This window comes from Sphingomonas sp. PAMC 26617, assembly GCF_000242835.1.
Lineage (GTDB): Bacteria > Pseudomonadota > Alphaproteobacteria > Sphingomonadales > Sphingomonadaceae > Sphingomonas.
The window spans coordinates 1815481-1834948 of record NZ_JH594425.1; the positions used below are offsets into that span (position 1 = coordinate 1815481).

Here is a 19468-nt window from a genome sequence, read left to right on the forward strand (position 1 = left end):
CGCGTATGATCGGCGCGGAGGTTGGCCCATGACGATATCGGTGGTGATCAGCGAAGCGGCCAAGGCGCACGCCGAGGCATTGGTATCGAGCGGGCGCTATGAGTCGCTTGAGGAGGCTGTTGAGGCGGCGATCTGGCAACTTGATGCGTGGGAGGACGAAGAGGTCGATCTCGACACCATGTCTCCGGAACACCGCGCCGCCGTCGAAGAAGGGCTCGCCGATATTGAAGCGGGACGGGTGGTGGACGGCGAAACTTTCTTTGCCGAACTGATCGCCAAATACGAAGCAATGGCGAAGGCAAAGGGCGTTTGAAATATGTCCTGAGCCGGGCCGCATCGGAGGATGTTCGGGCGATCACGGAGTGGATCGCGAAGGATAATCCGGTACGCAGTGTATCGTTCGCGCGCGAATTGTTGATGTGTTGCCGCAAGCTGACGACAGCGTCGGAAAGATATCCGATTATCCGGGCGGACGTTACGCCACCCGTCCGGCGCCGGAATTATCGACGATATGCGATCTGCTATACCGTGCTGCGCAACCATATCCATGTAATCGCGGTGGTACATGGCGCACGCGATGTCATGTCCGTGATTGAAGAGCGTCTGAATTGATCGGAACGACTCCGCGCGCCAAGGATTGAATCGGTTTCGCAACGAAGGGACCGATCGCAATGGCCGCACGCGCCTATTGGCAAGGACAGATCCGGCTCGCCTTGGTGTCGATCCCGGTCGAGATCTACAGCGCGACCAAGTCGGGCGCGCAGGTCAGTTTCAAGCAGATCCACGAGCCGAGCGGCAAGCCGATTCATTACGACAAGGTCGTCACCGGCGTCGGCCCGGTCGACACCGACGAGATCATGAAGGGCTTCGAGTACGAAAAGGGCTCCTACGTCCTGCTCGAGCAGGACGAGATCGACGCGGTAAAGCTCGAATCGAAGAAGACGTTAGAGCTGACGCAGTTCGTCGACGCGAGCGAGATCGACGTACTCTATTACGAGAAGCCGTATTTCGTCGTGCCTGCCGACGATCTTGCGGAGGAGGCGTTCATCGTGCTGCGCGAGGCGCTCAGGCGGACCAAGAAGGTCGGGCTGGGGCAGCTCGCGATGCGTGGGCGCGAATATGTCGTCAGCCTCAAGCCGTGCGGGCGCGGAATGGTGCTCGAGACGCTGCGCTATGCGGACGAGGTCAACAAGGCGCAGGGCTATTTCTGCGACATTCCCGACGACGAGCCGGATGCCGACCTGATGGATCTCGCCGAGGCGCTGATCGAGAAGAAGAGCGGGGCGTTCCATCCGCAGGATTTCCACGATCGCTATGTCGATGCGCTGCGCGATCTGATCGAGCGCAAGCGCAAGTCGAAGGGCGGCAAGATCATCGAGGACAAGGGCGGGGATGCGCCGGCGAAGGGGTCGAACGTGGTCGACCTGATGGCGGCGCTCAAGAAGTCGATGGGGGCGAGCGGGTCGAAGGCGGCGGACGAGCCGGCGGAGAAGAAAGCCCCCGCCAAGCGCGCCCCGGCGAAGAAGCGTGCTTGAAGGCCGCTTGGCCCCAGCCAAACCCTGGTTTCGTCACCCCGGGCGTGTCCCGGGGTCCACCGGGCGACACGTCCCGCAGACGTTGGGATCGCTGCGCGGTGGACCCCGGCACGAGGCTGGGGTGTGGCTACCCCCGGTTGAAAACCGGTGAGCGGCCCGCTCGAAAAATACAACTCCAAGCGCGACTTCGCGAAGACCGCGGAGCCCGCGGGCACGCTCGCGCCGGGGCATGGCAACCGCTTCATCGTGCAGAAGCACGACGCCAGCCGCCTCCATTGGGACTTCCGGATCGAGGTCGATGGCGTGCTCAAGAGCTGGGCGGTGACGCGCGGCCCCAGCATCGATCCCGACCAGAAGCGGCTCGCGGTGCGGACCGAGGATCATCCGCTTTCCTACGCCGATTTCGAGGGGACGATCCCCAAGGGCGAATATGGCGGGGGCACGGTGATGCTGTGGGACAGCGGCACCTGGGCGCCGATCGCGGGCAAGAGCGCGAAGGACCTCGAACACGGCCACCTCCACTTCGTCCTCGATGGTGAACGGATGAAGGGCGAGTGGATGCTGATCCGCCTCAAGCCGCGCGGCAAGGAAAAGGGCGAGAACTGGCTGCTGCGCAAGGTCGGCGATGCGGAAGCGGGCGGGACCGATGTGCTGGTCGAGACCGGGCTGACGAGTGTTTCGACCGGGCGGACGATGGTGGAGATCGCCGAGGGGAAGAAGCCCAAATCCTCCCCGGCACGGGGAGGGGGACCATCTGCTTCTTCAGCAGATGGTGGAGGGGTTTCGAAACGGGCGAAGCGCTCGTCGTCCAACCCCTCCACCACCAGCCTGAAGAAGGCTGGAGTGGCAGGTCGGCCGTCCCCCCGGGACGGCCTCGAACAGCCGGGGGCTGTTCGACCTGCCACTCCCCCTCCCCGTACCGGGGAGGATCCTACGTTTCAGGAGCCGCAGCTTTGTACGCTGGTCGATTCGGTGCCGACCGGGAACCAGTGGCTGCACGAGGTCAAATACGACGGCTATCGTGCGCTGATCTCGGTGGCCAAGGGCAAGGCCAAGGTCTTCACGCGCTCGGGCCTCGACTGGACCGACAAGTTCCAGGCCATCGCCGACGCGGTCGCGAAGCTCCCGGTCGACACCGCGCTGTTCGACGGCGAGATCGTCGCGTTCAAGGACGGCAAGCCTGATTTCTCCACCCTCAAGAACGCCATATCTTCAGGCGGCGACATGACCTTCTTCGCGTTCGACCTGCTCGCCCTCGACGGCGAGGACCTCACCGCCCTCGCCAACAGCGCACGCAAGGACCGGCTCGCGCCACTGATCGACGGCAAGGACGCGCGCGTGCAATATTCGGAGCATGTCGTCGGGCAGGGCGAGGCGCTGTTCGAGACGATGTGCCGCGAAGGGTATGAAGGCGTCGTCTCGAAGCGCGTCGACGCGCCGTATCGCGGGAAACGCACGCAGGCGTGGCTCAAGATCAAATGCACCCGGCGGCAGGAGTTCGTCATCGTCGGCTGGACCGCGAGCAGCAAGGCGCGCGGGTTCGCGTCGCTGTTGCTCGGCGTCAACGGCCCTGAGGGGCTGATCTATGCGGGCAAGGTCGGGACGGGGTTCGACACCGCGACGATGCTGGATTTGCGCGAGCGGATGGAGAAGATCGAGCGCAAGACCCCGACCGTAAAGGCCCCCCGCGCGGCGGTGAAGGGCGCGCACTGGGTCACTCCCAAGCTCGTCGCCGAAGTCGCTTTCGCCGAGACCACCCCCGATGGCGTGCTGCGCCATTCGAGTTTCCTTGGTCTGCGTGAAGACAAGAAGGCGTCCGACGTCGTCGCCGAAACCCCGGCGACCGCGCCGGTCGCGGCGGGCGAGGTGCCCGAGACCAGCGTAAAGGTCAGCAACCGCGACCGCGTGATCTTCCCCGAATCGAACGTCACCAAGGGGCAGCTCGCGGATTATTACGCGAAGGTCGCGGGCATCATGCTCCCCTTCGCGGGCAACCGGCCGATCAGCCTCGTCCGCTGTCCGCAGGGCCGCGCGAAGCAATGCTTCTTCCAGAAACATGACGCGGGGAGCTTCAAGGAGGATCAGGTCCACAAGGTCCCGATCCTCGAAAAGGACGGGTCGACCGAGGAGTATCTCTACGTCGACGACGCGGACGGGCTGGTCGCCTGCGTCCAGATGGGGACGATCGAATTCCACGGCTGGGGGTCATCGGTGGGCACGCTCGAACAGCCCGACCGGCTGGTGTTCGATCTCGACCCGGACGAGGACCTCGGGTTCGACGTGGTCAAGAAGGCGGCGGAGGACCTCAAGGAGCATCTCGCCGAACTCGGGCTGGTGAGCTTCGCGTTGCTGTCGGGCGGCAAGGGCGTCCATGTCGTCGTGCCGCTGACCCCGCAGGCGGAATGGCCCGCGGTCAAGGACTTCGCGGATCGCTTCGCGCGCGCGCTGGGCGCGGCGGAGCCCGAGCGGTTCGTCGCGACCATGTCCAAGGCGAAGCGGAAGGGACGGATCTTCATCGACTGGCTGCGCAACCAGCGCGGCGCGACCGCGGTGCTGCCGTACGTCGCGCGCGCGCGTGCCGGGGCACCGGTGGCGGCACCGGTGTCGTGGACCGAACTCCGCGCGCTCGACGCCGCAAACCGCTGGAGCGTCACCGACGCGGACGAACTGATCGCACGCGCGGCGTCGCCCGGGCTGGCGGGGTGGGGCGTCGCGGATCAGGTTCTTCCCGATCTTTGATTGCGATGTTGCGCATGCGAGGGACTTGTGGCCATGTCCTGCGGGGATCAAAGGGGCCCGAGTGATCGTCACGCCAACCATTTGCCGTAGCCGTGCGTCGGCTGGCGTACCGCGCCGGGCAGCCGCTCGATCGCTTTGCGCGTGGCCCTTCCACAACGCTTCGTCACCCCGGGCCTGGCCCGGGGTCCACTGTGCCGTACATCGTGCAGCCCGGCGGAACATTCCCCGGTGGATCCCTGGCCAAGCCCGGGATGACGGCGGGATAGGTTCGATGGCGTCGCGTCCGCAACGCTTCGCAGCAGTAGGCCGAGCGACCTGATGGCGACCGCTTCCATTCCCTCGCTGCTCGATGCCGGAACGCACGCCGCGCGCTGGATTGCGGACTATCGCGCCCGGGCCGGGGCGGGCGACGTGCTCGGCGCGCAGCCCGATCCCGCCTGGGCCGCGATGTTCGAGGAACTGGCGGCGGGCGCGGGCGACGATCTCGCTACCGCGCGCGACCGGGTGCAGCGGCATGCCGAGGATATCGGCACGGGCTTCCGCATTATCGGCGAAAGCGAGGAACGGCCGTGGCCGCTCTCGCCCGTCCCGCTGCTGATCGACAGCGCCGAATGGCGGCATATCGAGACGGGGATCGTCCAGCGCGCCGATTTGCTCGAGAATATCATCGCGGATCTGTACGGCGACGCGACGCTGGTCACGCGCGGGCTGCTCCCCGCGGCGCTGGTCGGCGGGTCGCCGCATTTCCTGCGCCCGATGGCGGGGCTTGTCCCGCCCGGCGGGCATCACCTGCATTTCGTCGCGATCGACCTCGGGCGCGGGCCGACCGGCGAATGGCGTGTGCTCGCGGATCACCTGCGCGCGCCGGCAGGGGCGGGCTATGCGCTTGAGAACCGGCTCGCGATCGCGCGGACGCTCGGGGGTCTGCAGGCGCGGCTCAACGTCGAGCGGCACGCGCCCTTCTTCGCCGCCTTCCGCGACGGGCTGGCGGCGGCGTGTCGCCGGGTCGAGCCGCGGATCGGGTTGCTGACGCCCGGGCGGTACAGCGCGAGCTATGCCGAACAGGCGCATCTCGCGCGCTATCTCGGGTTCCTGCTGGTCGAAGGGCCGGATCTCGCCGCGCTCGAGGACAAGCTCTATGTCCGCACGATCGGCGGGCTCAAGCGCGTCGACGCCCTGTGGCACCGGATCGACCCGCGCCTGCTCGATCCGCTCGCGTTCGATTCGCATTCGCGGATCGGGGTCGCGGGACTGATCGACGCGGTGGCGGCGGGCAATCTGGTAATCGCCAACGCGCCCGGCGCGGGCGTGCTCGAATCGCCTGCATTCGGCGCGTTCCTGCCGCGGATCGCGGCGCGCGAGACCGGGCGCGACCTGATCCTCCCCAATATCGCGACCTGGTGGTGCGGGCAGGATGCAGCGCGTGCCAGCGTGATCGCGGAGCTCGACACGATGCTGATCGGCCCCGCCTTCGGGGTCGCGCCTTTAGGCTTGCCCGACGGCGTCGCGCGGCCCGGGACCGAAATCACCGGGGAGGCCCGCGCGGCGCTGCTCGCCGACCTCGAGCGGCGCCCGCAGGATTATGTCGGGCAGGAAATCGTCCGGCTATCGACGATGCCGGTGGTGACCGACACGGGGCTCGCGGCGCGCCCGTTCACGCTGCGGGTCTTCGCCGCGCGCGGGGGCGATGGCCGCTGGACCGTCCTGCCCGGCGGGTTCGCGCGGATCGGCGAGCATCCCGATCCGCGCGCGTCGGTGATGGGGCAGGGGACGTGGTCCGCCGATGTCGTCGTCCATGGCGGCGGCGAGTCGGTCGCGCCGGTGTCGCTGCTCCAGCCCGCCGATACGATCCATGTCCGCCGCAACCCGGGCACGCTGCCGAGCCGCGTCGCGGACAATTTCTTCTGGCTCGGGCGCTATCTCGAACGCGGGGAGGCGTTGCTCGGGGTGATCCGCGTGATGCTGGGCAATTCGATCGATGCCGACGCGGGCGCGGCGCTTGCGGCGGAGACGGTCGGCAAGCTCGTCGGGCTGGTCGTCAATGGCGGGGGTGCGCCGCATCCCGCGACGCTGCGCCGCGCCGATCTGGCCGCGTTTGCGCGCACCGCGCTCGAGGATGACGGCTGGCACAGTGTGCGGACGATCAACCGGCTCGCGCGCGGGATCGGGCAGGGGTCGCGCGACCGGCTGGCGGCGGACGTGATCCGCCTGCTCGACGCGCCCTTCCCGAGCCGGGGCGGGATGCTCGATCGCGCGGGGTCGCTCCAGCGGCGCTATGCGGCTTTGTCGGGATTGTCGGCGGAGCATATGGGGCGGACCGCGTCGTGGCGGTTCCACGATCTCGGGCGGCGGCTCGAACGCGCGACGAGCATGACGCGCGCGATCCGCGCGTTCGGAATGGCGCGGGCATCGACCGACGATCTGTCGACGCTGCTCGATCTCGCCGACAGCCAGATCAGCTATCGCCAGCGCTATCTGACCGGTCTTGCGCGCGTGCCCGTCGTCGACCTCGTCGCGCTCGATCCCAACAACCCGCGCTCGCTCGCCTATCAGATCGTGCGGATCTGCGAGCATCTGAAGGATCTGCCCGTGCTCGAGGACGACGGGATGGAGGAACCGCAGCAGGCGCAGGGCACCGTGCTCAACGCGATCGTCTCGACCGCGACCGCAGCGGCGCTGGATGCGGAGATCCTCGGCGATGTCGAGCGGCGGCTGTTCCAATTGTCCGAGGCGATCGCGCGGCGGTATTTCCTGCAAGGCGCGGAGCCGCTGCGCGCGGCAGGGATGGTGCTCGCGTGATCTACGACATCCGCCACGTCACGCGGTTCGATTACGGCGGCAACGTCAAGTTCGCGCGCTGCAACCTGCGGCTCAAGCCGATCCACTGGTCGGGGCAGCGGCTGCTCGACTATACCTTGCGCATCTCCCCCGCCGGGCGCGTGTCGCCCGCGCGCGCGGAGGCGGGGCTGGCGAACGTCGTGCGGCTGGTGGTCGACGAACCGGTGCGGCATCTGGTGATCGAAAGCATCTCGCGGATCGACATCGACCGGCCGGTGCCGATGCCGTCGGACGGATCGCCGCGGCTCCACGACATCGCGATCGCCGCGCGCGCGAGCCGCGATCCGTCCCCCGCAGGCCCCGCGAGCTATCTGTTTCCCTCGCCGCTGATCCCGCTCGACCGCGACATCGCTGACTATTGCGCGCTCGATCTCGATCCGGATCGCCCCGCGCTCGACGCCGCGATCGCGCTGGCGCAGCGGATCCAGCACGACTTCGCGTTCGATCCGCATGCGACCTTGGTCGACACGCCCCCGCACGAGGCGTTCCTCAAGCGCGGCGGCGTCTGCCAGGATTTCGCGCAGATCATGATCGCGGGCCTGCGCGCCGCCGGGCTGCCCGCCGCTTATGCCTCGGGCTATATCCGCACGATTCCGCCCCCCGGACAGGCGCGGCTCGTCGGCGCGGATGCGACGCACGCCTGGGTGCTGCTGTGGTGCGGGCCGGAGCTCGGCTGGGTCGGGGTCGATCCGACCAATGGGATCTGGATGGCGGGGGACCATATCGTGATGGCGATCGGGCGCGATTACGGCGAGATCGCGCCGATCGACGGCGTCGTGCTCGGGTCGAGCGCGCAGAAGATGGATGTCAGCGTCGACGTCGCACCTGTGCTAGAGGCCGCCATCTGAGATTTGCGCCCGGTATTTGCGCTGGGCGTAATGACTCCCCAACTATGGGGAAAGACCAGCACCGGGGATAGAAGTGGCCGATCCGTATACGACATTGGGCGTCGAACGCACCGCGAGCGAAGCGGACATCAAGAAGGCGTATCGCAAGCTCGCCAAGGAACTCCACCCGGATCGCAACAAGGACAATCCCAAGGCGACCGAACGCTTCGGCAAGGTGACGCAAGCCTATGATATCCTGACCGACAAGGACAAGCGCGCGCGCTTCGACCGCGGCGAGATCGACGGCGACGGCAATCCCGCGTCGCCGTTCGGCTTCAGCGGTCCGGCGGGCGGTGGCGGCGGGTTCCGCCCCGGGCCGGGCGGGCAGGGGTTCCAGGCGGACGGGCCGGATCTCAGCGACATCTTCGAGGGCATGTTCTCGGGCGGCGGGCGCGGCGGCGGCTTCTCGGGCGGGTTCGGCGGGTTCGGGCGCAATCGTGAGCAGCCCAAGGGCGCGAACGTGCTCTACAAGCTCGACGTCCCGTTCACCGATGCCGCCGCCGCCAAGCCGCAGCGGATCACGCTCGCGGACGGCAAGACGATCGACCTCAAGCTCCCCGCGGGTCTCGAGAGCGGCGCGCAGATGCGGCTCGCGGGCAAGGGCCAGCCGGGGCCGGGGGGCAATGGCGACGGGATCGTCACGATCGAAATCGAACCCCATCGCTTCTTCGAACGCGATGGCGACAACGTCCTGCTCGACCTGCCGATCAGCCTGTCCGAAGCGGTGCTCGGTGCGAGCGTCCGTGTCCCGACGGTCGAGGGCGCGGTCATGCTGACCGTCCCCAAGGGCTCGACCTCGGGCAAGGCGCTGCGGCTGCGCGGGCGCGGGTTCCACCGCAAGGACGGGACGCGCGGCGACCAGCTGGTCACGCTGATGGTCGATCTTCCGGTCGATGACGATGCGCTGATCGAGTTCGTACAAGGCTGGAAAGACCGAGACTTAGGGAACCCGCGGGGTAACATGGGCGTCTGACCCCGAATGAGTGATGTATCCCCCGCTTCGCCCGAAGAACGCGCCCTCCGTGGCGAGGCAGGGATTCGCCCCGAGGACGCACCGCCCGCCATCCGGCTCCCCGCGCGCGCGTGGGAAGTCACCAAGCGCGCGCTGATCGGCGTCTTTACCGACGGCTTCATCCACGCGGGCAACCTTGCCTATCTTGCATTGCTGACGGTGTTTCCGTTCTTCATCCTCGCCGCCGCGATCGCCTCGCTGATCGGGCAGAGCGCGGAGACGCAACGTGCGGTCGCCTCGTTCCTCCATGTCCTGCCACGCAACGTCGCCGAGCTGCTCGAGAAGCCGATCCACGACGTGCTGCTCGCGCGGACCGGGTCATTGCTGTGGATCGGCGCGCTGGTCGCGCTCTGGTCGGTCGGCAGTTTCGTCGAGACGATCCGCGACATTTTCCGCCGTGCCTATGGCGTCAAGTCGAGCAAGCCGTTCTGGCATTACCGGCTCAGCTCGATGCTGGTGATCATCGCCTCGGTCGTGCTCGCGCTTTTGTCGTTCCTGATCCAGGGCGTGCTGACCGCCGCCGAGCGGTTCATCTATGCGCTGCTGCCGTTTGCGGAGAATATTGCGGGCTGGATCGGGCTGTCGCGCGCGGTGCCGGGGCTGGTGATGTTCGGTGCGCTGTACATGCTGTTCCTGTCGGTCACGCCGTCCAAATACCGCCTGAGCAAATGCCCGAAATGGCCGGGCGCGATGTTCACCACGGTCTGGTGGATCAGCATCACCGCGCTGCTCCCGCTCGTGCTGTCGCAACTTGGCAGTTACGATCTGACCTATGGCAGTCTCGCGGGGGTGATCGTTGCCCTGTTGTTCTTCTTTCTGGTCGGTTTGGGGATCGTCTTCGGCGCACATCTCAACGCGGCACTGGCGGAACCGCATGAACACGGGGTAGAGAGCACCGCAGACCAACAGGAGGCGGTAGCGGCGTGACGGAATTGATGGCGGGCAAGCGCGGGTTGATCATGGGCTTGGCCAATGATCGCTCGCTCGCCTGGGGCATTGCCAAGAAGCTGAGTGAAGCCGGGGCGGAACTCGCGTTCAGCTACCAGGGCGAGGCGATGGAAAAGCGCGTGCGCCCCCTCGCCGAGCAGCTCGGCGTCGCCCGCCTGTTCGATTGCGACGTGTCCGACATGGGCGCGCTCGACGCGACCTTCGCGGATCTCGCGAAGGAATGGCCGACGATCGATTTCGTCGTTCATGCGATCGGCTTTTCCGACAAGAACGAGCTGCGCGGCGGCTATGTCGACACCAGCCTCGACAATTTCCTGATGACGATGAACATCTCGGTCTATTCGTTCGTCGCGGTGTGCAAGCGCGCGGCGGCGATGATGCCCAATGGCGGGTCGCTGCTGACGCTGAGCTATTACGGTGCCGAGAAGGTCATCCCGCATTACAACGTGATGGGTGTCGCCAAGGCAGCGCTAGAGACGAGCGTGCAATATCTGGCAGTCGATCTCGGGCGCGACAACATCCGCGTCAACGCGATCTCGGCCGGGCCGATCAAGACGCTTGCCGCCTCGGGAATCGGCGACTTCCGCCTGATTCTCAAATGGAACGAGCTCAATTCGCCACTCAAGCGCAACGTCACGATCGAGGACGTCGGCGGGGCGGGGCTGTACCTGCTGAGCGACCTCGCGAGCGGCGTGACCGGCGAGACGCACCATGTCGACGCAGGCTATCACGTGATCGGGATGAAGGCCGAGGACGCACCGGACATCGCGCTCGCCTGACGGCGTTCGCGTTGGAAACGCTTTTTTTTTCAGTTTAGCCTGTCAGTCGCGGGCGACATTCGCGGGGAGCGCGTTCCCCCACTGTGTCGCGCGTCGCCGCGGCACAGGGATCGATGAATGCTGACCTTCGGTTCCTCCACGCTGGTCGACCTGCTGAGCTGGATCGTGGTCCTGACCCTCGGCTTCAAGGCGCTGGCGACAATCATTCTCCTGACCGTGAAACAGGAAGTACGGGACCAACCGGGATGGGGTTCAGTCCTGTGGTGGGCCACCAAAATTGCGCCGATCATCGCCGTGCCCTGCGGCATCTGGATTGCCTGGTTGCAACGGCAAACGGATCTGATGTGGGTCTTCGTCGCGCTGATGGTGTTCGTCGTCATCGCGGTGCCGACGAAAGTCCGGCACCGTCGCGCGCGTATGGCGCACCGAACCTTCGCTAAACCCCCTGGGAGAGGTTGAACCGCCGGACCGGTATCGGCCAAAGCCTGTCGTTCTAACAGAGTCCGCGCTGCCCATTACCGGACGTTGCCGAGGCGAGCGATGCGAGATAGCATCTTGCCATGTGGACATTTTTCCTTTGGAACTTCGCGGCTCTGGCGGCGGGCATCTATTGCCTAACCAAGGCGGTCGGCGACCTTCGCGAACGAAGATATGGGTGGGGCGTTATTGGCTTGTTGAGCGCGGTGGTCTTCTCGGTAACGCCGATTCAGACACATGCCGTGAAGGTCGACTTACCCGTAACCGGGCCATAGCCACTTGCGCCCATTTGCGGCTCAATCGTTGGGCTGGACTGACGCCCGAAAGCGGACTTAATAGCTGTCGCCATTGGGGAGAACTGCCGTGGGGGCATGGGGCGCGCTTATTATGAGTTTCTTCGGAGCAGTGTTCGCTTCGCTGACCTTGTATTGGCAGTGGCACCTCGCCGGAGCAGCCTTGGCGTTGCCCTTTCTCGGGTTCGTCCTGATCGGGCTCGCAGCAAGCTATGTCATTCGCTCGCCCGGTGAGGGGATCAAGCCATCACCAAATGAAGAGCGAGCTATCATGTGGAGCAGCATCGGCGAGGGAGTCGGCCTTTTTCTTGCATCCAACATCGTCATCAATCTGCATCGGCCTGACCTCCTCATGCCATCGATGGCGCTAGTCGTCGGTCTGCACTTTCTGCCGATCGCCTTCGCCGCCAGCTTCCGCCCGTTCTACGTTCTTGGCACCGCCCTCATTCTAGTGGCGATTGCCGGCTTCGTCGTCGGGGCCCCTACGGGCGGCGAGGTGGCCGGGTTCATGGCTGCTGGCGCACTCTGGCTTGCGGCAGCCATCGCAGTTCGCCGCGATTGGTCGGCAAAGGAGAGGACAGCAGCGGCTTAATAGCTTCCCGCTAATCGATCGTTTTTCGGGAAAGGCGGCAGCACGCTGCCCTGTCGGCTATTGCTATCTGCCTTTCTGAAAGCGGTCCGTCTGTAGTCCACCAAAGTCAGACGTTCTTTTGCGCTGATCGACGATCGGACGGAGCGCCGACAAAGCCCGATGGCTTGACCCGCGCGCGCAGGCGGATGACAGGGAGGGCATGAGCTTCAACACCTTTGGCCACGTCTTCCGCTTCACCACCTGGGGCGAATCGCACGGTCCCGCGATCGGCGCGGTGGTCGACGGGTGCCCGCCGGGCATCCCGCTGACCGAAGCCGACATCCAGCCGTGGCTCGACCAGCGGCGCCCCGGCACCTCGCGCTTCACGACGCAGCGGCAGGAGCCCGATCAGGTCCGCATCCTCTCGGGCGTGTTCGAGGGGCGCACCACGGGCACGCCGATCAGCCTGATGATCGAGAATGTCGACCAGCGCTCGAAGGATTATTCGGAGGTCGCCAAGGCGTATCGCCCGGGCCATGCCGATTACGCCTATGACGCGAAATACGGCTTCCGCGATTATCGCGGCGGCGGGCGCTCGTCGGCGCGCGAGACCGCGTCGCGGGTGGCCGCCGGGGCGGTGGCGCGGCTGGTCGTCAGCGAAGTGACGATCACCGCCTGGGTCGAGGCGATCGGCGGCGATGCGATCGACCCGGCGAATTTCAACGTGGACGAGATCGCCCGCAACCCGTTCTTCTGCCCCGACGCGGTGGCGGCGGCGCGGTGGGAGACTCTGGTCGACGCCGCGCGCAAGTCGGGCTCGTCGCTCGGCGCGGTCGTCGCCTGTGCGGCGACGGGCGTGCCCGCAGGCTGGGGCGCGCCGCTCTATGCCAAGCTCGACGCCGAGCTTGCGGCGGCGTGCATGGGGATCAACGCGGTCAAGGGCGTCGAGATCGGTGACGGCTTTGCCGCCGCCACGCTGCGCGGCGAGGACAATGCCGATCCGATGCGCCCCGGTGCGGAGGGGCTTGAATTCCTCGCCAATCACGCCGGCGGGATCGCGGGCGGGATCGCGACGGGGCAGCCGGTCACGCTGCGCGTCGCGTTCAAGCCGACCAGCTCGATCCTGACCCCGGTCGAGACGATTGCGCCCGATGGCACGGCGGCGGAGATCGCCACCAAGGGGCGCCACGACCCGTGTGTCGGCATTCGCGGCGTCCCCGTCGTCGCCGCGATGGTCGCGCTGGTGCTTGCCGACCAGAAGCTGCTCCACCGCGCGCAATGTGGCCCAACAATCGGGTAACAAACCGATAAGGTGGTTAATTTTGTCGATAGAGGGAGCGACCAAACGCCAAGTTGGTCGTTATTACCCCGACCCATTTGAAGGTCACGTCACAGAAGAGGACCAGACCCCATGCGTATCGCAACTTTGGCAACCATTGCCGCCCTCGGCCTTTCGACCGCAGCCATCGCCCAGACCGCCCCAGCCGGTGGTGCCGGCGCAGGCGGCATGCCGTCGACCGGTTCGACCACCGGAACCACGACCGGCGCACCGTCGACGATGCCGGGCGCGCCGATGGGCTCGTCCGCAACCGATCCGTCGATGTCGTCCAGCACGCAGTCGAGCACGACGACGACCGCGGCTGATCCGGCAACCTCGACCGACTCGGCGATGAGCACCGGTTCGACGACCGATACGACCGCGACGACGACCAAGTCGAAGCGCACCAAGAAGCGCCCGATGTAAGCATCCTGCGCTGACAGGTTGAAAAAAGGCCCCGGCCGCGTGAGCGGTCGGGGCCTTTTTCGTGTCAGTCGGCGAAAGGGTCGCGGACGAGGATCGTGTCCTCGCGCTCAGGGCTGGTCGAGACCAGCGCGACCGGGCATTTGATCAGTTCCTCGATCCGGCGGATGTACTTGATCGCCTGTGCGGGCAGGTCGGCCCAGCTGCGCGCGCCTGCCGTCGTTTCCTGCCAGCCGGGCATGCTCTCGTAGACCGGCTCGACCTCGGCCTGATCCGCGGCATGCGCGGGGAAATAGTCGAGCGTCTCGCCGCGCAGGCGGTAGCCGGTGCAGATCTTCACTTCGTCGAACCCGTCGAGCACGTCGATCTTGGTCAGCGCAATCCCGGTGATTCCGCCGACCGCCGCCGACTGGCGGACCAGCACCGAATCGAACCAGCCACACCGACGCTTGCGCCCGGTAACCGTGCCGAACTCATGCCCGCGTTCGCCGAGGCGCTCGCCGGTGGCATCCTCGAGCTCGGTCGGGAACGGGCCCGAGCCGACCCGCGTGGTGTACGCCTTGGCGATCCCCAGCACGAAGCCGACCGCGCTCGGGCCGAGGCCCGAGCCGCCCGCCGCGGTGCCTGAGATCGTGTTCGACGAGGTGACGAACGGATAGGTCCCGTGGTCGACGTCGAGCAGCACGCCCTGCGCGCCCTCGAACAGGATGCGCTTGCCGCGCGAGCGCGCATCATTAAGCACGCGCCACGTCGGCTTGGCGAAGGACAGCACGAAATCGGCGATCTCGCGGAGCTCCTGCACCAAAGCGTCGCGATCGATCGGCGGTTCGCCGAAGCCTGCGCGCAGCGCGTCGTGATGCGCGGTCAGCCGGTCGAGCTGCGCACCCAGCGAATCGAGATGCGCGAGGTCGCACACGCGGATCGCGCGACGGCCGACCTTGTCCTCATACGCCGGGCCGATCCCGCGCCGCGTCGTGCCGATCTTGCCAGCACCACTCGCATCCTCGCGCAGCGCGTCGAGATCGCGGTGGAACGGCAGGATCAGCGCGCAGGTGTCCGCGAGCATCAGCGTATCGGGCGTGATCGTCACGCCCTGGCCGCGGAGCTTCTCGACCTCGGCCTTCAGCGCCCACGGGTCGAGCACCACGCCATTGCCGATCACGGACGGCGTGCCGCGCACGATCCCCGAAGGGAGCAGCGACAGCTTGTAGACGCTTTCGCCCACGACGAGCGTATGGCCCGCATTGTGCCCGCCCTGGAAGCGCACGACGACATCGGCGCGCTCGGCGAGCCAGTCGACGATCTTGCCCTTGCCTTCATCGCCCCACTGGGCGCCGATCACTGCTACGTTTCCCACGGTCTGTTCCACACATCGTCTGTGACAAAGCGTGCAGCCCTAATGCGCGGGGGGCGGGGGGTCCATGCCTATTGCGTCTGTGCCGTCACCCCGGCGCGGGCCGGGGCCGCGCTGTTGCCCGCGAACCGGCGGTCGAAACGAAAAGCGCGCCGGCCCCGGCCTTCGCCGGGGGGACGGGGGAGGCATTCCGGATAGACTGGACGGGGGAGGCGGATCGACATGCTGCTTGCGATACTCTTGGCTGCCGCGCGGGTGGAGACGGGCGAGGTTTATGGCGATCTCGAGCGAGAGATCCCGCGCGAGCTCGTGGCTATGATGGACGGCATCGACGCCCCTCTGGACGCGGTGGGCGAATGCCTCGACCGATATCCACGCCTTGATGTCGACGCAGCACTCGCGGCGCGCACGCAACGCTCGATGAAACTGCATCGCGCGATCCGCGAGATCTGGGCGCGATCCGAAGAGGACGCGCTCCGTGATCCGCCGCCGCGGCGCCGCCGGGCGTGTACCATGGCGAACGTGACCGCCGCGCTGCAGGAGGCTGACGTCGCGTTGCAGCGGGCAGAACAGGCGTTCGCGGAGGCGACCGTCGCCCTGCGTGCCGGTGCGTGGTTCGGACCCTTGCAGCTCTGTCGCGCGAGCGTGATCAGCGCTGGCGTTGGGCGTGGCGAGGAGGACGGTGACTGGCAGCTGTCGATCGCCTTGCGGCCCACCGCCGCTGCCGCACTTGCCGACATTACGCGCCGCCGGGAAGGCGACCTGCTCGCGTTTCGGGTAGCAGGAACGGTCGTTTCGCGGCCCAGGATCTTTGGATTGATTCCTCACGGGCGGTTCTACCTGTCCACGGGGGACGCCGGGCCGCTCGGGCATGGCGCCACGCTGGCGCTGGGGCCGTGTTAGGCGACGGGATTGTCGTCAGGCCCGGAGTGGCAAACCCAACTTTCCGTCATCCCCGCGAAGGCGGGGATCCATACTGGCGGACGGTGGAAGGTGCCGTGAGACAGCGCCAATGGATTCCCGCCTTGGCGGGAATGACGGTTGTCGGGAGGGCGTATCGCCCCCCCAAAGCTGGCTAGACCGCGCGCGCTTCACCTTCCGCGAGCACGTGCGTGCAAAGCTGCGCCTCGGGCGTATCGCCAGCTTCAAGTGCCGCAACCGTGACCCAGCCTGCCGCGCGCATCGCTGCCGCGGTTTCGGGCGGGGTGCCGAGCGGCACGAACAGCCGCCGCCGGTCGACCTCGGCGAGCCCCGCCGCGACGATCGCATCGGCGTAGAGCGAGAAGCCGACTGCGGTCTCTTCCGCGCCGCCTTCGTGCATGATCGTATAGGTGCCGCCGCGCCCGATCTCGCCGCGCACGCCGCCTGCGAAGATCGAGAAGCCGAGCCAGCTCTGATATTCGAAGCCGTGGCGCTCGGTCGGGTCGAGCGTCAATGCGACGCGGCCCTTTAGCCCCTCCGCGATCTTCCACAAGGCATCGAGCCGCGAGGTCAGCGCGCCGCGCGCGTCGAACGCGCAGAGCCGGTCGTGCGCGGTCTCGAACGGGCCGGCGGCCTCGATCAGCGGGAGATAGGCGGGGGCGATCCCCGCGACCCCGCCTGCGTCCTTGGCATCGAGCCGGTCGCGCAAAGCATCGATCTGCGCCGCGTCGATCGGGAACGGGCCGCCTGCGAGCACGTCGATCAGGTCGGGGAGGGTGAAGTCGATCGAGATATCGCTGACGCCTGCCGCCTCGAGCGCGGCGACCGCGACCTCGACCACTTCGCGCGCCGCCGCCACGGTATCGAGCCCGATCAGCTCGCAGCCGATCTGGCGGAGTTCGCGCTCGGGCGCGAGTTGCGAGGCGCGGAGTTTCAGCACCGGGCCGGCATAGGACAGCCGCACCGGGCGCGGGTGATGTGCCATGCGGGTGGCGGCGATCCGGCCGATCTGCGCGGTCATGTCGGGGCGGATCGCGAGCGTCGCCTGGCTGACCGGATCGACGAAGCGCACCGCATCCTGCGCGCGCGCGGACTTGAGCCGCCCGGCGAGGCCCGCCTCGAACTCGGCGAGCGCGGGGTCGGCGCGTTCGTAGCCATACGCGTAGGCCGCGGCGAGCGCGGCGGCCTCGAGCCGGGCGGCGGCATCGGCGAAGGGGGGGAGCCGGTCACGGAAGCCGGTCGGGAGGAGGGCGGTGGTGCTCACTGCTCCCTCTCCCCGCTTGCGGGGAGAGGGCCGGGGAGAGGGGGGCTCGCAACGGCGACGAGGATCGCCTCAAGGACTGCCGCCTCATTTCCCATCACATCGGCGTTATTGAATCGAATCACGCGGTAGCCCTGCTTTTGCAGCCAATCCGTCCGGCTGCGGTCTTTAGCCTCGTTGCCGCCGTGCGTGTCTCCGTCAACCTCAACGATCAATTTGTGCGAACGTGCGACGAAATCGGCGACAAAGGGACCGATCGGGACTTGGTGTAAGAATTTGATGCCATTGAGACGGCGGGCTCGGAGCCGGTACCACAGGCGCGATTCTGCGACCGTGGGTTCGCGGCGCATGGCTTTGGCGCGCTGCAGCATCGTGCCGTGCGAGTGTTTCATGTGTCCCCCTCTCCCCGGCCCTCTCCCCGCAAGCGGGGAGAGGGAGAAGAGAAGGTACCGCTTCGGCTCTAGAACGCCAGACCCATCGCGGTCACCACGCCCGGCAGCGCGCGGACCTGCGCGAGCAGTTCCGGCGTCAGCGCTTCGTCGATCGACAGCAGTAGCACCGCCTCGCCACCCGCCGAGCGGCGACCGAGGTGGAACGTCCCGATGTTGACCCCGCCCGTGCCGAGCAACGTACCAAGACGCCCGATGAACCCCGGCGCATCCTCGTTGACGACGTACAGCATGTGGCCCGCGAGATCGGCCTCGACCTTGATCCCGAACAGCTCGACCAGCCGCGGCGCGGCATCGCCGAACAGCGTGCCCGCGACCGAGCGCTCGCCCGCATCGGTCTTGACCGAGACGCGCAGCAGCGTGTGGTAATCGCCCTCGCGCTCGGTGCGGACTTCGCGGACTTCCATGCCGCGCTCCTTGGCGAGCAGCGGCGCGTTGACCATGTTGACCGTGTCGGTCTGCGTGCGCAGGAACCCGGCGAGCACCGCCGACACCATCGGCTTCTGGTTGAGCTCGGCCGCGGCACCCTCGCTGTGAATCGAGATCCGCGCGATCGCGCCATGCGTCAGCTGGCCGACCAGCGACCCCAGCTTCTCGGCGAGCGCCATGTACGGCTTGAGGCGCGGCGCTTCCTCGGCGGAGAGCGACGGCACGTTGAGCGCGTTGGTGATGCCGCCCGACATCAGATAATCCGACATCTGCTCGGCGACCTGGATCGCGACATTGACCTGCGCTTCGTCGGTCGAGGCCCCGAGATGCGGCGTCGAGACGAAGTTGGGCGTGCCGAACAGCGGCGAGTCCTTGGCCGGCTCCTGCACGAACACGTCGAGCGCCGCGCCGCCGATATGGCCCGAATCGAGCCCGGCCTTGAGCGCCGCCTCGTCGATCAGCCCGCCGCGTGCGCAGTTGATGATGCGGACGCCCTGCTTGGTCTTGGCGAGATTCTCTGCCGACAGGATGTTGCGTGTCTGGTCGGTGAGCGGGGTGTGGAGCGTGATGAAGTCGGCGCGGGCGAGCAGATCGTCGAGTTCGACCTTTTCCACACCGAGTTCGACCGCGCGTTCGGGCGAGAGGAACGGATCATAGGCGACTACCTTCATCCGCAGGCCGAGCGCGCGATCCGCGACGATCCCGCCGATGTTGCCCGCGCCGATCAGGCCGAGCGTCTTGGCGGTCAGCTCGACCCCCATGAAGCGGTTCTTCTCCCACTTGCCGGCCTGCGTGCTGGCATCCGCTTCCGGAAGCTGGCGGGCGAGCGCGAACATTAGCGCGATGGCGTGCTCGGCGGTGGTGATCGAGTTGCCGAACGGGGTGTTCATCACGACGACGCCCTGCGCCGAGGCTGCGGGGATATCGACGTTGTCGACGCCGATTCCGGCGCGGCCGATGACCTTGAGGTTGGTCGCCGCCGCGAGGATCGCCTTGGTCACCTTGGTCGAGCTGCGGATCGCGAGGCCGTCATACTCGCCGATGATCGCGATGACTTCTTCCGGCGTCTTGCCGGTGATCTCGTCGACTTCGACGCCGCGTTCACGGAAGATCTGCGCGGCTTTGGGGTCCATTTTGTCGGAAATGAGGACTTTTGGCATGATTTTTCCTTCTGCTCCCTCTCCCCTTCAGGGGAGAGGGTCGGGGAGAGGGGAAGTGGGAAATTCGGGAGAGG

The 19468-nt window shown here is 66.9% G+C and carries 18 protein-coding genes; 14 read left to right on the plus strand and 4 right to left on the minus strand.

Annotated elements, in window-relative coordinates; genetic code table 11:
* Positions 1-28: 28 nt before the first annotated feature.
* The 13 genes from RH91_RS07940 (at position 29) to RH91_RS08005 (ending at position 13823) form a co-directional block, all read left to right on the plus strand.
* Positions 29-313: a ribbon-helix-helix domain-containing protein gene (locus tag RH91_RS07940; RefSeq protein ID WP_010162129.1), complete on the plus strand. Its 285-nt coding sequence runs from the start codon at positions 29-31 to the stop codon at positions 311-313.
* Positions 310-612, plus strand: coding sequence for a type II toxin-antitoxin system RelE/ParE family toxin (locus RH91_RS07945; protein WP_010162130.1), 303 nt, complete (start codon positions 310-312; stop codon positions 610-612). The genes RH91_RS07940 and RH91_RS07945 overlap by 4 nt, the downstream gene beginning before the upstream one ends.
* 59 nt (positions 613-671) lie before the next feature.
* On the plus strand, positions 672-1535 hold the full coding sequence (gene ku, locus RH91_RS07950) for a non-homologous end joining protein Ku (protein WP_010162131.1): 864 nt from the start codon (positions 672-674) through the stop codon (positions 1533-1535).
* Between the two features lie 147 nt (positions 1536-1682).
* On the plus strand, positions 1683-4274 hold the full coding sequence (ligD, locus tag RH91_RS07955; RefSeq protein WP_010162132.1) for a DNA ligase D: 2592 nt from the start codon (positions 1683-1685) through the stop codon (positions 4272-4274).
* A 318-nt stretch (positions 4275-4592) separates the two neighbouring features.
* A complete protein-coding gene (locus RH91_RS07960) occupies positions 4593-7073 on the plus strand; it encodes a circularly permuted type 2 ATP-grasp protein (RefSeq protein WP_010162133.1) in 2481 nt (826 codons plus the stop codon).
* Complete coding sequence (locus RH91_RS07965; protein WP_010162134.1) at positions 7070-7960, plus strand: transglutaminase family protein; 891 nt, start codon at positions 7070-7072, stop codon at positions 7958-7960. The genes RH91_RS07960 and RH91_RS07965 overlap by 4 nt, the downstream gene beginning before the upstream one ends.
* A 73-nt stretch (positions 7961-8033) precedes the next feature.
* A complete protein-coding gene (locus RH91_RS07970; RefSeq protein WP_029623698.1) occupies positions 8034-8972 on the plus strand; it encodes a DnaJ C-terminal domain-containing protein in 939 nt (312 codons plus the stop codon).
* A 6-nt stretch (positions 8973-8978) separates the two neighbouring features.
* On the plus strand, positions 8979-9938 hold the full coding sequence (locus RH91_RS07975) for a YihY/virulence factor BrkB family protein (protein WP_010162136.1): 960 nt from the start codon (positions 8979-8981) through the stop codon (positions 9936-9938).
* The gene (gene fabI, locus RH91_RS07980; protein ID WP_010162137.1) at positions 9935-10738 is read left to right on the plus strand and encodes an enoyl-ACP reductase FabI; all 804 of its coding nucleotides are present in this window, start codon (positions 9935-9937) and stop codon (positions 10736-10738) included. The genes RH91_RS07975 and fabI overlap by 4 nt, the downstream gene beginning before the upstream one ends.
* A 117-nt stretch (positions 10739-10855) precedes the next feature.
* Positions 10856-11197 carry a hypothetical protein gene (locus tag RH91_RS07985; protein ID WP_010162138.1) on the plus strand — a complete coding sequence of 114 codons (342 nt, stop codon included), beginning with the start codon at positions 10856-10858 and terminating at the stop codon, positions 11195-11197.
* A 405-nt stretch (positions 11198-11602) separates the two neighbouring features.
* On the plus strand, positions 11603-12100 hold the full coding sequence (locus tag RH91_RS07995) for a hypothetical protein (protein ID WP_232283437.1): 498 nt from the start codon (positions 11603-11605) through the stop codon (positions 12098-12100).
* Positions 12101-12299: 199 nt separating this feature from the next.
* A complete protein-coding gene (gene aroC / locus RH91_RS08000; protein ID WP_010162141.1) occupies positions 12300-13379 on the plus strand; it encodes a chorismate synthase in 1080 nt (359 codons plus the stop codon).
* A 111-nt stretch (positions 13380-13490) separates the two neighbouring features.
* Complete coding sequence (locus RH91_RS08005; protein ID WP_029623699.1) at positions 13491-13823, plus strand: hypothetical protein; 333 nt, start codon at positions 13491-13493, stop codon at positions 13821-13823.
* A gap of 64 nt (positions 13824-13887) precedes the next feature.
* Here the strand turns inward: RH91_RS08005 and RH91_RS08010 are convergent, their stop codons facing one another.
* A complete protein-coding gene (locus tag RH91_RS08010; RefSeq protein WP_010162144.1) occupies positions 13888-15177 on the minus strand; it encodes an adenylosuccinate synthase in 1290 nt (429 codons plus the stop codon).
* Positions 15178-15396: 219 nt separating this feature from the next.
* Here RH91_RS08010 and RH91_RS08015 point away from each other — a divergent pair, with 219 nt between their 5' ends.
* On the plus strand, positions 15397-16077 hold the full coding sequence (locus RH91_RS08015) for a hypothetical protein (RefSeq protein ID WP_037478634.1): 681 nt from the start codon (positions 15397-15399) through the stop codon (positions 16075-16077).
* A 172-nt stretch (positions 16078-16249) separates the two neighbouring features.
* Here the strand turns inward: RH91_RS08015 and RH91_RS08020 are convergent, their stop codons facing one another.
* The 3 genes from RH91_RS08020 to serA form a co-directional block, all read right to left on the minus strand.
* Complete coding sequence (locus RH91_RS08020; RefSeq protein WP_010162146.1) at positions 16250-17359, minus strand: ATP phosphoribosyltransferase regulatory subunit; 1110 nt, start codon at positions 17357-17359, stop codon at positions 16250-16252.
* A complete protein-coding gene (locus RH91_RS08025) occupies positions 17356-17748 on the minus strand; it encodes an endonuclease domain-containing protein (RefSeq protein WP_157136880.1) in 393 nt (130 codons plus the stop codon). Before RH91_RS08025 ends, RH91_RS08020 begins: the two co-directional genes overlap by 4 nt.
* A 68-nt stretch (positions 17749-17816) precedes the next feature.
* Positions 17817-19394 carry a phosphoglycerate dehydrogenase gene (serA, locus tag RH91_RS08030; protein WP_010162148.1) on the minus strand — a complete coding sequence of 526 codons (1578 nt, stop codon included), beginning with the start codon at positions 19392-19394 and terminating at the stop codon, positions 17817-17819.
* Between the last annotated feature and the right edge of the window lie 74 nt (positions 19395-19468).